Origin of the sequence: Meiothermus sp. Pnk-1 (genome assembly GCF_003226535.1) — a bacterium.
In the GTDB taxonomy this organism is placed as follows: Bacteria; Deinococcota; Deinococci; order Deinococcales; family Thermaceae; genus Allomeiothermus.
In genome coordinates, this window is record NZ_QKOB01000009.1 from 1 (window position 1) to 13,394 (window position 13,394).

Genomic DNA, 13,394 nt, shown 5'->3' on the forward strand with positions numbered 1-13,394 from the left:
CCCCCGCGTTTAGCGTCTGGCGTTTTGCGTATTGCGTAAGACGTACAACGTACGACGTATGACCTAAGTCGCGTTTAGCGTCTGGCGTTTTGCGTATTGCGTACGACGTATACCAACCCCACCCCAGCCCTCCCCTGCTAGGGGGGGAGCACCCCACGTTCAGCGTCTGGCGTTTTGCGTACAACGTGAGGTGATTTACCCGGACGCTAAGCTCACGGTTCGAACAGCTCTTGCGAGGCTGGCAGAGGGTAGCCCAGGTGATGATAGGCCCGCTCGGTGGCGACCCGGCCCCGCGGGGTGCGCTTGAGGAAGCCGAGCTGGATCAGGAAAGGTTCATGGACTTCCTCGAGCGTTGCGGGGTCTTCGGAGAGGGCGGTGGCCAGGGTCTCGAGGCCCACCGGCCCTCCTCCGAAGCGCTGCAAGAGGGTCTCTAGGATCACCCGGTCGCGCCGCTCGAGGCCCATCGAATCTAGGCCCAAAGCATCCAGGGCTTCGCGGGCCCGCTCCAGGGTCACGGTGTCTTCCCCGGCCACCTCGGCGTAGTCGCGCACCCGGCGGAAAAGGCGCTTAGCGATGCGCATAGTACCCCGGGAACGCCGCCCGATCTCGTGAGCGGCCTCCTCGGTGATGGCAAGCCCCATCAAGGCAGCGTCGCGCACGATCCCTTGGGCTAGCTCTTCCTCGGTGTAAAACTCGAGGTGCTCGATGATGCCAAAGCGGCTACGCAAGGGGCCAGAGATCAGGCCGGGGCGGGTGGTGGCTCCGATTAGGGTAAAGCGCGGCAAATCCAGCCGCAGCGTGCGAGCGGCAGGCCCCTGGCCGATGACGATATCGATCTTGAAATCTTCCATCGCCGGGTAGAGGTGCTCCTCGGCAGCGCGGGAGAGACGGTGAATCTCGTCGATAAACAAGACGTCGCCCTCCTCGATGGAGTTGGTCACGATGGCCGCCAGGTCTCCGGGCTTCTCGATGGCCGGGCCGCTGGTGACCCGGATGTTCACCCCGAGTTCGTTGGCGATCACGTGTGCTAGGGTAGTTTTGCCCAGCCCAGGGGGTCCGAAAAGCAACATGTGGTCGAGCGGCTCCCCTCGGTTTTTGGCCGCCTGCAAATACACCGCGAGCTTTTCCTTGAGCCGCCGCTGGCCCACGTAATCCTCGAGACGCTTGGGCCTTAGGGTTAGATCGCCTTCCACCCTAGCATCATACTCCGAAACACGATTATGATTGCAACATAATCAACGCGGCCCTAGTGCACTGGCAACTTATTTGTGCTGACTCAGACGTCGTACGTCGAACGTCATACGAAGGGGATCGGTCCCTCGGGTGTACGGGCGTAGCCCGTCCCGACAGGGGATCGTCCCCTAGGTGTACGAGCTTTGCTCGTCCCGACAGGGAATCTACCTCTAGGTGCACGGAGCTTGCTCCGTCCCGAAGGGAATCTACCCCCGCGTTTAGCATAAGACGTACGACGTAGGACGCAAGTCGCGTTTAGCGTATAGCGTACGACGTATGACCTAAGTCGCGTCTGGCGTTTTGCGTATAGCGTACAATGAAGTTACCGGCGCACTAGCCCTCTCCAGCATCTAGCACGTCTTTTCCCTCCCACTCGAGCAGAAACCGCTGTACGAACGCTTCCATGTACCGATGCCGCTCTTCGGCAATCTTCCGGGCGGTTGGGGTATGCATGCGGTCTTTGAGCAGAAGGAGCTTTTCGTAAAAGTGGGCTAGTGAACTGCCGGACTTGTTGCGGTACGCCTCAAAAGAGGCATGGAGTTCGGGCAGCTCCTCGGGGTCGTACAGGGGGCGCTGCTTGAAGCCTCCGTAGGCGAAGGCCCGGGCAATCCCGATGGCCCCGATGGCGTCGAGCCGGTCGGCGTCTTGCACCACCTGGCCCTCGAGCGTGGGCATCTCGTCGGGAACCCCGGCCCCCTTGAAGCTCACCCGTTGGCAAATATCCAGGACCTGCCGGATCGTCGGGGGAGGCACCCGAAGCTCGGTCAACAAGGGCTCGATTACCGGATCGTGGGGGTATTTCCAGTCCTCGAGGTCGTGGCAGAGCGCGGCCAGCTCGACCAGGTAGAGATCGGCCTGCTCGGCTGCGGCGATCCGTTTCGCCATCCGCCACACCCGCCAGATGTGCCACCAATCGTGGCTGCCTTCGCTCACCGAGCGGGCCTTGACCCGCTCGGCCAGGGATTGGATGTGCTGCTTTATCCTCACCCCGTAATCGTACTTGGGTGGGTAAGCTGTTACTCGTGCTGCGCTTTACCGCTCAAGGCGTTCGCCTCGACCAAGCGTTGGCCTACGAGGCTAAAACCTCGAGGGTCAAGGCCCAGGAGTGGATCGAAATGGGCCTCGTGCGGGTGGACGGTAAGCCGGTAACCAAGGCCTCTTACCGGCTAAAGGGGGAGTGGGTGGAGGTCGAGCCTCCCCCCGAACGCCCCCCCAGCGTCGAGCCGGAAAATGTGCCGCTCGAGGTTCTCTACGAAGACCAGGACCTGGTAGTGGTCAACAAACCTGCGGGCATGATCACCCATCCCGCCCCAGGGGTTACCTCGGGAACCTTGGTGAACGCAATTCTGGGGCGTTATGCCGAGCTAAGGGGGGTGCTAGCGACCCAGCTCGAGGACGAAGAAGCACCTTCACGACCCGAACTCATCCGGCCTGGCATCGTTCACCGGCTCGATAAGGACACCTCGGGGGTGATCCTGGTGGCCCGCCACGAGGCCGCCCACCGCCGGCTCTCCGAAGCTTTCCGGGGTCGCAGCGTTTACAAGCGCTATCTGGCGATTACCGCGGGCCACCCTAAAGAGGGAACCTTCGCCGCCCCTATCGGACGCCACCCGGTGGACCGCACCCGGATGCACGTGGGAGGGATCGCCGCCCGCTACGCCGAGACCGACTTCGAGATCCTGGCGACTTCCGGCCAGTACGCCTTGGTAAGCGCCGTCCTGCACACCGGGCGGACCCACCAGATTCGGGTCCACCTCAAAGCCTTGCACGCCCCCATCCTGGGTGACGAGGTGTACGGCAAGCCCTCAGGGTTGATCGCCCGGCAGGCCCTCCACGCCTACGAACTGCGCATCCAGCACCCCCGCACCGGGAAGTACCTCGAGTTCACCGCCCCAGTGCCCGCCGATATGGTCGGGGCCTGGGAGGCTTTGGGTGGAACCTGGCCGGAGATGCTTGTTTCGGCGTAAGCCGTGAGGCTACAGCTTCAGCTGGGCCAAAGCTTGGTGGGTTAGCTTGGGCGGGTGCTGGCTCGAGTCCTTGGCTACTACAAGAAGCGGGGTCCACTCCTGCTGCTTCTCTTCTTGGGCATCCTGCTCCCCCTCATCGTCTTGGGGGTTTTGTCCGACGAGGTCTTAGAGCGTGAGGACATCCGCCTCGACCGCTGGGTCATCGGTTTGATGCACCCGCTGGCTTCCCCGACCCTGCAGAAGATCGGCCTGGTGTTACGGTTTTTGGGCGGGGTAGAGGTGCTGGGGGCAGCTTCGCTTTTCATCGTGGGGTACTTGTTCCTTAGAAAACGCTTCTGGAAGGCCGTGTTTTTCGCCCTCGCGATGGGGGGTGCGGTGGGGCTGAACCTGCTGGCCAAGGCTTTTTTTCGCCGTGACCGCCCGCTCGAGGCCCTCTTGCATGAGCCCAACTACAGCTTCCCCAGCGGCCACGCCAGCGGAAGCATGGCCTTCGCGATGGCGGTGATCGTCCTCCTCTGGCCGAGCCGCTGGCGGTGGTGGGCGGTGATGGTGGGTATCGGCTTTACGTTGCTGGTGGGGGTTTCCCGGATTTACCTGGGCGCCCACTACCCCTCGGACGTGCTGGGCGGGTGGATGGCCTCGCTGGCCTGGGTGCTCGGGTTGCGTCAGGTGTTGCGCTCGAGGCTCAGGCCCTCGAGACCTGAGCCTCACTAGGGGCTTCGCTCATCCGCCCCCGCATGCTCTCCAGCCTCCCCCTCACCTTCACGGCTTTGGTCGCCTGTGCGAGGCCGTAGGGCGGCATGTTGATATAGACGTTCTCAAAGGCTCCGGCCTCGACCTGGTACGTTTCGTGCCAGATCCCCACCGCGCCCCCCTTGAAAGACTGGCGGAAAAACTGCTTCCAGGCTTCGGGGTGCAGATCGGGCTCCTGGCGGGCGAAGCGCTCCAAGTCCTCGGTGCTCCTCCAGTACTGCACCATGACGGTCTCACGAAAGTTCAAGCTGAGGAAGGGGCCATTCGCACCCAGAAACCCGCTCTCGGGATGCTGGTAAAGATATCTCACCATGGGCTCCATGGCCCTCGCTACCGGCAGCCAATCGCGCCAGCGCAGCCAGTTGTTGACCCGCATTCCGATGAGGAAAACCACCAGCGGGCCTTCGTGTTTTGCCGTGAAACGTCCAGTTTGGGGGCTCATGCTGACTCCCGGGCAGTTTTCAGGGTGGATGGGAGGGGGTGCCGCCGGTACCACTCGAGCGTCCGCCGTAGGGCTTCTTCCATCGGCGTATGCAAGTCTCCGAAAGCTGTTGCGAATTTTGACGAATCTACTACATAGGGCCGCTCGAACTGATAAAGCATCTCCTGCATCTCTTGTAATACCGGCATGAACCTACTGACCACCCTCAAGGCTAACCCCCCTAGGGTGCGAATTCTGAGCGGTTTCCCGGCGAGACGGGCAGCGAGTTCCAACACCTCGCGCCTAGTCTGAGTGGGGGGATTGGGCACGTGCCAGACTTTCCCGAAAGCCTCTTCGTGTTCACCTAGAGTGACCAGGGCCTTTCCAAAATCTTCTATGTAGGTAAGGGTGTGGGGCAGATCGATATTGCCGATTTGCAAAACCGCTTGGCCGCGCAGCAGAGCGGGAAATACCCGACTCCCCAAGATAGACTGATCGGTGGCGTAGGGGCCGAAGAAGTTTGCGCCGCGTCCGAACGTGACCCGGACTCTACCTTCACGGTGAGCTTGCAGCATCGCCTCCACGGCCTTGGCCCTGGCCCGGCCTTTGCGGGTGGTCGCGTTCATGGGCCGGTCTTCGCGGATGGGGCCTGCGGCCTGATCGTACATGTAGAGATTGTCCCCGATCACTAGCCGGGCTCCGGTCTCTTTGGCGGCTTCCAGAATGTTCTTCCACATCCGGGGCAGGTCGGTTTCCCAGGCCGCGCCGGAGTAAGCCGGGGCCACACAGTTGTAGATCACCGCAGCTCCGTCCGCAGCCACGCGAGATTGTGTGGGGTCATATACGTCTACGGCCACCACCTCGACCCCAGCAGGCAGGTCACCCATGCGACCGCTGCGGTTGACCATCCGCACCTTTTGGCCGCGTCGTAGCAGCTCCCTCATAACCGAGCGCCCTAAGGGGCCAGTGCCGAACACCACATGCAGTTCCTTCGACATGTTTCCTCCTTAAGCAGGTTTGCACACCATGAAGTAGAGATTCAGCAGCGGCAAGACCGTGGCGACAATGCCGAACACGCCCCATAGGTTGGCCAGCCGCCAGTACGCTGCGGGGATGCTCTCCTGGTTGGCAAAAGCCCTGGCCATGCGGGCCTGGACGAGCTGGATGGGGACGAGCCAGATTACCCCCGAGGCCACGAACAGTGCCCGGCCCCAGCCCACCCAGGTGGCCCCCTCCCAGCGTCCGGCCATCAGCTCGCCGGTTACGATGATCAGCCCCACGCCCAGCGCGGTGAAAGCGAAATCGGTGATGGTCACCAGCCGCTGGGCATGGGCCACGATGGTCGAGTGGCGGGTGCGGTCGGCCAGCACCTTCCACAGGGCGCTGACGAGGATGTTGCCCAGGAAGATGACCGCGCCGAGCACGTGGAGCGACTTGAGCAAAAGGTAGCCATCCATGGTGTTTTCCTTTCGATTGATTACCGCATTCACGCAACTTAACACCGTAAACCTCGCGGGCAAAAAAAGAGCTATGGACCCAGGCCCCGGTCGGTCATCTCGAGGTAATTCCTCATCAACCGCCGGGCTTCGGACTCTTCCCATTTAGGGATGACCCCTCGCATGGATAGTGCCAGCGAGACGATCCCGTGGACCCCTGACCACAGCAGGTTGGTGGTCTCTATGGGGTCACCCATGCGAATGGCCCCCGCTTTCATCGCCTCGATGACGGCATTCATCAAGATCGTGTAGGAGTTGGAGCCCTGCACCTCCCCCTTGGAATCGGTCGCTTTGGTCACCCAGTCGCTCCTTTGCATGAACATCACCTGGTAGTGCAGGGGGCGGGAAAGGCCGAACTCGAGGTAAGCCCAGGCTAGAGCATGCAGCCGTTGGAGGGGGTCGGGGTTTTGCCGATAGGCCCTGCCCAAGGCTTCGGTAAACTCGGTGAAGCCTTGCTGGCAAACAGCAAACAGCAGATCCTCTTTGTCTTTGAAGTACAGGTAGATGGTGGTGGGGGTATAGCCTATAGCTTCGGCTACCTGACGCAGGCTGAAACCTTCGTATCCTTCCCGCTCGAACAGCTGAGTGGCGGCCTCGAGGATGGCCTGGCGCGTCTCCTGCCGCCGTCGCTCGCGACGTTCTACGCTTTTCTGGCGGATGCGGGTTTGGCGAGTGGCGGCAGCTTTGCTCACGGGTTCAATTTACTTTACAATGTTATTTTCGTCAATCCCTCAGCGCCTGCAATAGCCCCCAAAGTTCCCTCGCGTCTATAAGATAGCATTTTCCCAACCCAAATTTCGCGTTGTGGGAGTATCGGGTAAACAAGCCGACGTAGAGGGAAAACAGCACAGCAACAATTGGGGGCCCCAGTCTCTCTGATAGTAGGGGAGGCCCAGCGACGATTGTGTGGTAGGAGCTTTATGGCTCTACGGGCCACCCAAGGCGGGGTTCTGCTCACCCTCCCTACCCCGTGTCGCCCACCAGACTACCATCAACCCGAGGATCGCCGCCACCACCGAGGAAGCGAGCACACCCAGCTTGGCCTGGTCCAGCAGCGCCGGTGCCTCGGCAAATCCCAGGGCGGCCACGAACAGCGACATGGTGAAGCCAATCCCACCCAGGAACCCCGCGCCCAGGATCATCTGCCAGTTGACCCCGGCGGGCAAGGCGGCCAGACCTAAGCGTACTGCAAGCCAGGACACCAGGAAGATACCGAGGGGCTTGCCCAGTAACAGCCCCCAAAAAGCCCCCATTCCCACGGCACCGAGACCCGCCCCGGAAAGCGTCACCCCGGCGTTGAAAAAAGCGAAGACCGGCATGATGAGGTAGGTAGACCAGGGGTGTAGAGCGTGCTCGAGCCGGTGCAGCGGGCTTTGTGCCCGCGCCAGGGTTTTTTCCAGGTGTTCCATCTCGGCTTCGAGCATCTCGGGCTCTTTTCGGGCAGCTTCGTCGAGCTGGCTTTGCAGGTCGGGCAGGCTGATACGGCGGGTCACCGGCACCGCCAGGGCCAGCAGCACCCCGGCCACGGTGGGACTCACCCCTGACTCAAGCATGAAGTACCACATGAAGGCCCCGATCAGCAGGTAAATGCTCAGCCGGGTCACCTTGAGGCGGCCCGCCAACAAGGCTAGAGCGAAAAAGCCTAGCGAACCGAGTAGGGCCACGAGGTTGAGCGAGGAGGTGTAGAAAAAGGCGATCACCAGCACCGCCCCCAGGTCGTCCACGATGGCGAAAGCGGTCAGAAAGACCTTGAGCCCCAGCGGCACCCGCTTGCCCAATAGGGAAAGCACCCCAAGGGCGAAGGCTATATCGGTGGCCATCGGCACCCCCCAGCCTGGCTGCCCCGGCCCCCCCGCGTTGAGGCTGGTGTAGATCAGTGCGGGCACGATCATCCCGCCAATGGCTGCCACAATGGTGAGGGCCGCCCGGCGGGGGTTGGAAAGCTCGCCCATCACGATCTCGCGCTTGATCTCGAGCCCCACCAGCAAAAAAAAGAAGGCCATGAGGAAATCCTTGACCCAGGAAGCCAGCGTCTTTTCCAAGCTCCACCCACCCACGCTCAGGCTTATGAGCATCTTTTTGAGGTCGAAGTACCAGCTTGAGGCTGGAGAGTTGGCCAGAATGAATGCCGCCAGCGCGAACCCAAAGAGGATCAGTCCACCCCGGGCCTCGCTGTCCCAGAAGCGCTGGATCGGACTGAGTAGGGTTTGGATCATACCTCACCTCGCTGCTTTGCAATTAAATTAGGGGGAAGACCTTTGACAGTCTCCACCCCACCGGCTGTCGGAGGCCGGACTCCTGCTGCGGGCAATAATACCCTGGCAGCACGTTTGTTACAAAAGAATATACCATAGACCCCAGGATAAGGAGCTTTGTGGGGCGAAATTGGGCGATGAGCAATGGGCCAAAGAAATTTGGGGGTGCGGCATGACCAATGCCCTGCAATCGAACCATGCGCAAGGATAAGCTCCAGCGAAAGCTGGAAGAAATCGCCCGGCTGCGTGAGGAAGGCCCCTCGGCCTCGGCCTGGGTCGCGCTCGAGCGGGTACTCGAGAAGGAGCCGGGGCTGGTGGTGGCGAAGGCCGCCCACCTGGCCGCGGAGTGGGAGGCCAGCGAACTCGGCGGGGGACTGGTAGCCGCCTTCGACCGGCTCATCATGGGTGGTTCCGCCCTCGATGCCCAGTGCTGGGGCAAGGTGGCGCTGCTCAAGGCCCTACGCCAACTCGAGTGGCCCGATTACCGGGTCTACGCCCGGGGCTGCCGGGTGCGGCAGATGGAGCCGGTATGGGGCGGGCGGGAGGACAGCGCGGCCAGCCTGCGAGTCCTCGCGTTCCAGGGCTTGGCCGATTGCCTGAGCGCTCCCGAGCAGGCGGTGCTCGAGGCCCTGGCCGACCTCTTGGCGGACCCGGTGGGGTTGGTGCGGGCCGATGTAGCCCGGGCGGCTCCGGGCACCGGATACCTGGCTGCCGCTTACCCACTCCGCTTGAAGGTGCGGCTGGGGGAGGAAGACCCTCGGGTGCTGGGCGCTTGTTTCGATAGCCTGCTGGCCTTGCAGCGTTCGGACGCGGTGGGGTTCGTGGCTGAGTACGCCCAGACCGAAAAGCCCGAGGTCCGGGCCGAAGCGCTCACGGCGTTGGCTGCTGCCGATCTCGAGGAAGCCGTGAACGTCGCTCGGGAAGCCTGGGGCCGACTGTCCGATCCCCGGTTCAAAAAAACCTTGCTCTTGGCCTTCGGGAGTTCTCCGGTCGCATCGGCACGAGAATTTTTGCTGGGGATCTTGGCGGAAGCACCGCTGCCACTGGCCGCCCAGGCCCTCGAGGCTCTACGGCCTCGCGCCGACGCCGAAACCCGCCGGGTGATTGGGGAGAAAGTGGAAGCTCGAGGGGACGAACGGCTGCTCGAGGCTTTCCACAAACAGTTCGGGTGAGGCCCTTGACCCCACCCGATGGTATCTTCTAGCTTTCAGCCTTTTGCCGTGAGCAGCATCGAGCGTACCACCTGGCCCAGCCGCTCGATCCCCACCCGGATGTCCTCCGGCGAGGCATTGGAGAAGGAAAGCCGCATGGTGTTGGCCCCCGAGCCGTCGGGGTGGAAGGGCTGGCCGGGTACGAAGGCCACCTTCTGCTCTACCGCTTTCTTGAGCAACTCGGCGGAGTCGAGGCCCTCGGGGATCTCGAGCCACAAGAACATCCCTCCCTCGGGCTTGTTCCAGTGGGCTTCCTTGGCGAGGTGCTGCTCGAGGGCGGCGAGCATCAGGTCCCGACGCTCGCGGTAGGTGTTGCGGATCTTCACCACCAGCTCCGGCAAGACCGTCTGGGCCAGCTCGTACAGCAGCATCTGGTTGAGGGTAGGGGTATGCAGGTCGGCACCCTGCTTGAGCTGCACCAGACGGCTTACCACCTCGCGCGGCCCTACCACCCAGGCCACCCGCAAGCCCGGCGAGAGGGTCTTGGAGAAGGTGCTCTGGTAGATGACGTTGCCGCCGCCCAGTTCCTGGTCGAGCTCGTAGAGGGTGGGCAGGATCTGGCCGGAGAAGGCCAGGTGGTGGTAGGCGTCGTCCTCGAGGATGGGCGTCGCGTAACGGCGGGCTACCTCCACCAGCTTCTTACGCCGGGAGAGATCCATGTGCCGCCCAGTGGGGTTTTGGAAGCTGGGCAGGGCGTAGATGAACTTGGGCTGGTGTTGTTTTAGGATCTCCTCCAGCGCCTCCACCACCATTCCGCCCTCGTCCATCGGCACGCTGAGGTATTCGGGTTCGTAGGGGGTGAACGACTGCAAGGCGCCCAGGTAAGTGGGAGACTCCACCACCACCGTGTCCCCCGGCCCGAGGAAGAGCTTGCCCACCAGGTCCAAGGCCTGTTGCGATCCCGTGGTGATGAGCACCTGGTCGGGCGCGGTGTGGGGTAGCCCGGCAGCTACCCACTCGCGCAGGGGCGGGTATCCCTCGGTGGTGCTGTACTGCAAGGCCAGGGTTCCGTGCTGGCTGAGCACCTTGTCGGCGGCTCGTCGCATCTGCTCCACGGGGAAGAGATCGGGCGCGGGCAAGCCCCCCGCGAACGAGATGATCCCGGGCTGTTGGGTTACCTTGAGGATTTCGCGGATGGCCGAACTTTTGATCCGGCCCATGCGCCCCGCGAAGCGCGATTCCCAGTTGTCCATGCCTCGAGTATAAACCTAACGGGCGTTCGTTGTATTTTGGAGGCTATGACCAAGGGTCGAAGAGGCGGCTGTATTCCTCCAGGGCGAATCGGTCGGTCATGCCCGCGATGTAGTCGCACACTGCCCGGTGTAGCCCTTCCCGCTCCGCGGCTTTACGTACATTTGGCGGCAGCATCTCGGGGAGTTCGGTGTACTGGCGGAAGAGCTCGGTGAGCACCCGCTTGCTCTTGCCGACCTCGCGCACGACGAGGTGATGGCGGTAGAGGTTGGCGTAGAGGAAATCCCTCAGCTCAACGAGCTGATCTTTTAGCTTTGGGGAGTAGCAGGCCAGCGGGGTGGCGTGGTTGCGCACGTCCTCGAGGCTTTGGATCTTGCCCGCCTCGAGCGCTCCCTGGGTCGCCAGGATAGTATCGGTGATGATGAGGCCCAACAGCTCGCGGATGAAGACGCGGCGGTGGAACTCGGAAAGCCTCTCCAGGTCTAGGCCCAGTTCCTCGGCCAACTCGCGCAGCAGGGAAACCTCGACGAGCTGGGCGGGAGAGAGGATGCCTGAGCGCAATCCGTCATCGAGATCGTGCGCGTTATAGGCGATCTCGTCGGCCAGGTTGACGATCTGGGCCTCGAGGCTAGGCCGTTTGTCGGGCTCGAAGGCGCCATCCGGCACGTCGTAGGCGGTTTCGTGCTTCATGATGCCTTCGCGGGTCTCCCAGGTCAGGTTGAGCCCGCGAAAGCCGGGGTAGCGCTCTTCCAGCTGGGTCACGATGCGCAGGCTCTGGCGGTTGTGGTCGAAGCCGCCGTGCTCCGCCATCAGCTCGTGCAAGACTCGCTCTCCGGCATGTCCGAAGGGCGGGTGGCCCAAGTCGTGGGAGAGGGCGATGGTTTCACAGAGATCCTCGTTGAGGCCCAGGGCGCGGGCGATGCTCTTGGCGACTTGGGCTACCTCGAGGGTATGGGTGAGCCGGGTGCGGTAGTAGTCGCCTTCGTAGTTGACGAAGACCTGGGTCTTGTACTCGAGCCGCCGGAAAGCGGTGGTGTGGATCACCCGGTCGCGGTCTTTTTGAAAGGCGGTGCGGTAAGCCGACTCCTTTTCGGGGAACTCGCGCCCCCGGCTCTGGCCGGACTTGGAGGCGTAGGGGGCTAGGATTTGGGCTTCGCTTTGCTCGAGGCGTTCACGAGGAAAAAGCATGGCCTGGGTGTGGGAGTTCTGGGCGATACTAAACGCGCTTGAATAGCAGCGAGGCGTTCATCCCCCCGAAGGCGAAGGAGTTGGAGAGGACATAGTCCACCTTCTGTTCCCGTGGGGTGTTGGGGATGAAGTCCAGGTCGAGTTCGGGATCGGGGTCGGTGAGGTTGATGGTAGGAGGCAGTACCCCGTGGTAGAGGGCTTGGATGCTGGCGATGGCCTCGATGGCCCCCGCTGCCCCCAGCAGGTGCCCGGTCATGCTCTTGGTGGCGGTGATCGGGATACGGTAGGCGTGGTCCCCGAAAAGCTGCTTGATGGCCTTGACCTCGGCCTTGTCCCCCACCGGGGTAGAGGTGGCGTGGGCGTTGATGTGCCCCACTTGCTCGGGGCGGATACCCGCGTCGCGGATCGCGGCTCGCATGGCCAGCGAGGCCCCTAGCCCTTCGGGGTGCGGCTCGGTGACGTGGTAGGCGTCGGCGCTGCGGCCAAAGCCCACCAGCTCGGCATAGATGCGGGCTCCTCGGGCTTTGGCGTGCTCGTACTCCTCGAGCACCAAGATGGCTGCCCCCTCCGAGAGCACGAAGCCGTCGCGCGAAGCGGAGAAAGGGCGGCTAGCTTTTTCGGGTTCGTCGTTGCGGGTGGAGAGGGCCCGCATCACGTCGAAGCCACCCATGGCCATCGCCGTCACCACCGCCTCGCTTCCCCCGGCTACCATCACCTCGGCCTCGCCAAGCTGGACGATCCGAAATGCGTTGCCAATGGCATCGGCACCGGTGGTGCAAGCCGTCACCGAGGTGGAGGAGGGGCCCATGAAGCCATAGCGCATGGCGAGCTGTCCAGAGGCCATGTTGGCGATGATCATGGGGATGAAGAAGGGAGAGAGGCGGTCCGGGCCGCGCTCGAGGAATATCCTTGACTGTAGCTCCCAGGTCTCCATCCCGCCGATCCCCGAGCCCACCAGGGTGCCGATGCGGGTTTTGTCTTCTTTTTCCAGATCCAATCCAGAATCTTTCAGGGCCAGCTCCCCCGCGATCAGGGCCAGCTGGACGAATCGGTCCAGGCGGCGCAACTCCCGCTTGTCGATGTACTCCTCGGGGTTGACGTCTACCTCTCCCGCGATCTGGCAGCGCAATTTGGAAGGGTCAAAGCGGGTAATGCGGCGGACGCCGCTTTTACCCTCGAGCTGGGCTTTGTGAAAGGCCTCGTTGCCGATGCCGATCGGCGAGACCGGCCCCATGCCCGTGATGACGACTCGTCGCATAGAGAAGATTATAGCCGAATGCCCGAGGCCCGGCGCTGAACAAAAAAGCCAGGGGTGGGTCCGCTCCTGGCGTACGAAGCAAGGGGATCTAGCCCTTCTTGCTTTGGATGAAGTCGATAGCGTCCTGGACGGTACGAATTTTCTCGGCCTCCTCGTCGGAGATCTCCAGGCCGAACTTGTCCTCCAGGCCCATGATCAGTTCTACCGTGTCGAGGCTGTCGGCCCCCAGGTCCTCGATAAAACGGGCTTCCGGCGTGACCTTGTCGGCTTCCACGCCCAGCTTGTCCACGATCACTTCCTTAACGTCGTCGAGAATGGCCATGATTAAACCTCCATTTCCTGTTGGAGCCACGGTCGAGCCCCCGGCTCGACTTGAACCACGAGCCTCCGGCGTGGGATTCTACCATAGCGCTAAGAAAAG

The 13,394-nt window shown here is 62.5% G+C and carries 14 protein-coding genes; 3 read left to right on the forward strand and 11 right to left on the reverse strand.

The window, feature by feature from the left end; translation table 11 throughout:
• Positions 1–212: 212 nt before the first annotated feature.
• Both ruvB and DNA98_RS12325 read right to left on the reverse strand, forming a co-directional pair.
• On the reverse strand, positions 213–1,193 hold the full coding sequence (ruvB, locus tag DNA98_RS12320; RefSeq protein WP_110531144.1) for a Holliday junction branch migration DNA helicase RuvB: 981 nt from the start codon (positions 1,191–1,193) through the stop codon (positions 213–215).
• Positions 1,194–1,566: 373 nt separating this feature from the next.
• Entirely contained in the window at positions 1,567–2,220 is a 654-nt protein-coding gene (locus tag DNA98_RS12325) for an HD domain-containing protein (protein WP_165363946.1), read from the reverse strand.
• Positions 2,221–2,255: 35 nt separating this feature from the next.
• Here DNA98_RS12325 and DNA98_RS12330 point away from each other — a divergent pair, with 35 nt between their 5' ends.
• Together DNA98_RS12330 and DNA98_RS12335 are read left to right on the forward strand one after the other, a co-directional pair.
• The gene (locus tag DNA98_RS12330) at positions 2,256–3,200 is read left to right on the forward strand and encodes an RluA family pseudouridine synthase (protein ID WP_110531146.1); all 945 of its coding nucleotides are present in this window, start codon (positions 2,256–2,258) and stop codon (positions 3,198–3,200) included.
• Between the two features lie 54 nt (positions 3,201–3,254).
• Positions 3,255–3,914, forward strand: coding sequence for a phosphatase PAP2 family protein (locus DNA98_RS12335; RefSeq protein ID WP_110531148.1), 660 nt, complete (start codon positions 3,255–3,257; stop codon positions 3,912–3,914).
• Here the strand turns inward: DNA98_RS12335 and DNA98_RS12340 are convergent.
• From DNA98_RS12340 to nhaA, 5 genes are all read right to left on the reverse strand, one after another.
• Entirely contained in the window at positions 3,886–4,395 is a 510-nt protein-coding gene (locus DNA98_RS12340) for a DUF4188 domain-containing protein (protein WP_110531150.1), read from the reverse strand. The genes DNA98_RS12335 and DNA98_RS12340 overlap by 29 nt on opposite strands.
• Positions 4,392–5,372, reverse strand: a complete 981-nt coding sequence (locus DNA98_RS12345; RefSeq protein WP_110531152.1) for an NAD-dependent epimerase/dehydratase family protein — start codon at positions 5,370–5,372, stop codon at positions 4,392–4,394. Before DNA98_RS12345 ends, DNA98_RS12340 begins: the two co-directional genes overlap by 4 nt.
• Before the next feature lie 9 nt (positions 5,373–5,381).
• Positions 5,382–5,831, reverse strand: coding sequence for a DUF2269 family protein (locus DNA98_RS12350; RefSeq protein ID WP_110531289.1), 450 nt, complete (start codon positions 5,829–5,831; stop codon positions 5,382–5,384).
• 71 nt (positions 5,832–5,902) lie between these two features.
• The gene (locus DNA98_RS12355) at positions 5,903–6,562 is read right to left on the reverse strand and encodes a TetR/AcrR family transcriptional regulator (protein ID WP_110531154.1); all 660 of its coding nucleotides are present in this window, start codon (positions 6,560–6,562) and stop codon (positions 5,903–5,905) included.
• Between the two features lie 234 nt (positions 6,563–6,796).
• Positions 6,797–8,086: a Na+/H+ antiporter NhaA gene (gene nhaA, locus DNA98_RS12360; RefSeq protein WP_110531156.1), complete on the reverse strand. Its 1,290-nt coding sequence runs from the start codon at positions 8,084–8,086 to the stop codon at positions 6,797–6,799.
• 236 nt (positions 8,087–8,322) lie between these two features.
• Here nhaA and DNA98_RS12365 point away from each other — a divergent pair, with 236 nt between their 5' ends.
• Positions 8,323–9,297, forward strand: coding sequence for a HEAT repeat domain-containing protein (locus DNA98_RS12365; RefSeq protein ID WP_110531158.1), 975 nt, complete (start codon positions 8,323–8,325; stop codon positions 9,295–9,297).
• Between the two features lie 35 nt (positions 9,298–9,332).
• Here DNA98_RS12365 and DNA98_RS12370 read toward each other — a convergent pair whose 3' ends face one another.
• The 4 genes from DNA98_RS12370 to acpP form a co-directional block, all read right to left on the reverse strand.
• Positions 9,333–10,529 carry a PLP-dependent aminotransferase family protein gene (locus tag DNA98_RS12370; protein ID WP_110531160.1) on the reverse strand — a complete coding sequence of 399 codons (1,197 nt, stop codon included), beginning with the start codon at positions 10,527–10,529 and terminating at the stop codon, positions 9,333–9,335.
• Between the two features lie 43 nt (positions 10,530–10,572).
• Positions 10,573–11,715, reverse strand: a complete 1,143-nt coding sequence (locus tag DNA98_RS12375; RefSeq protein ID WP_110531162.1) for a deoxyguanosinetriphosphate triphosphohydrolase — start codon at positions 11,713–11,715, stop codon at positions 10,573–10,575.
• Between the two features lie 28 nt (positions 11,716–11,743).
• Positions 11,744–12,973, reverse strand: a complete 1,230-nt coding sequence (gene fabF, locus DNA98_RS12380; protein ID WP_110531164.1) for a beta-ketoacyl-ACP synthase II — start codon at positions 12,971–12,973, stop codon at positions 11,744–11,746.
• Between the two features lie 88 nt (positions 12,974–13,061).
• Positions 13,062–13,295 (reverse strand): acyl carrier protein, encoded by a 234-nt coding sequence (gene acpP, locus DNA98_RS12385; RefSeq protein WP_110531166.1) that lies wholly within the window; start codon positions 13,293–13,295, stop codon positions 13,062–13,064.
• Between the last annotated feature and the right edge of the window lie 99 nt (positions 13,296–13,394).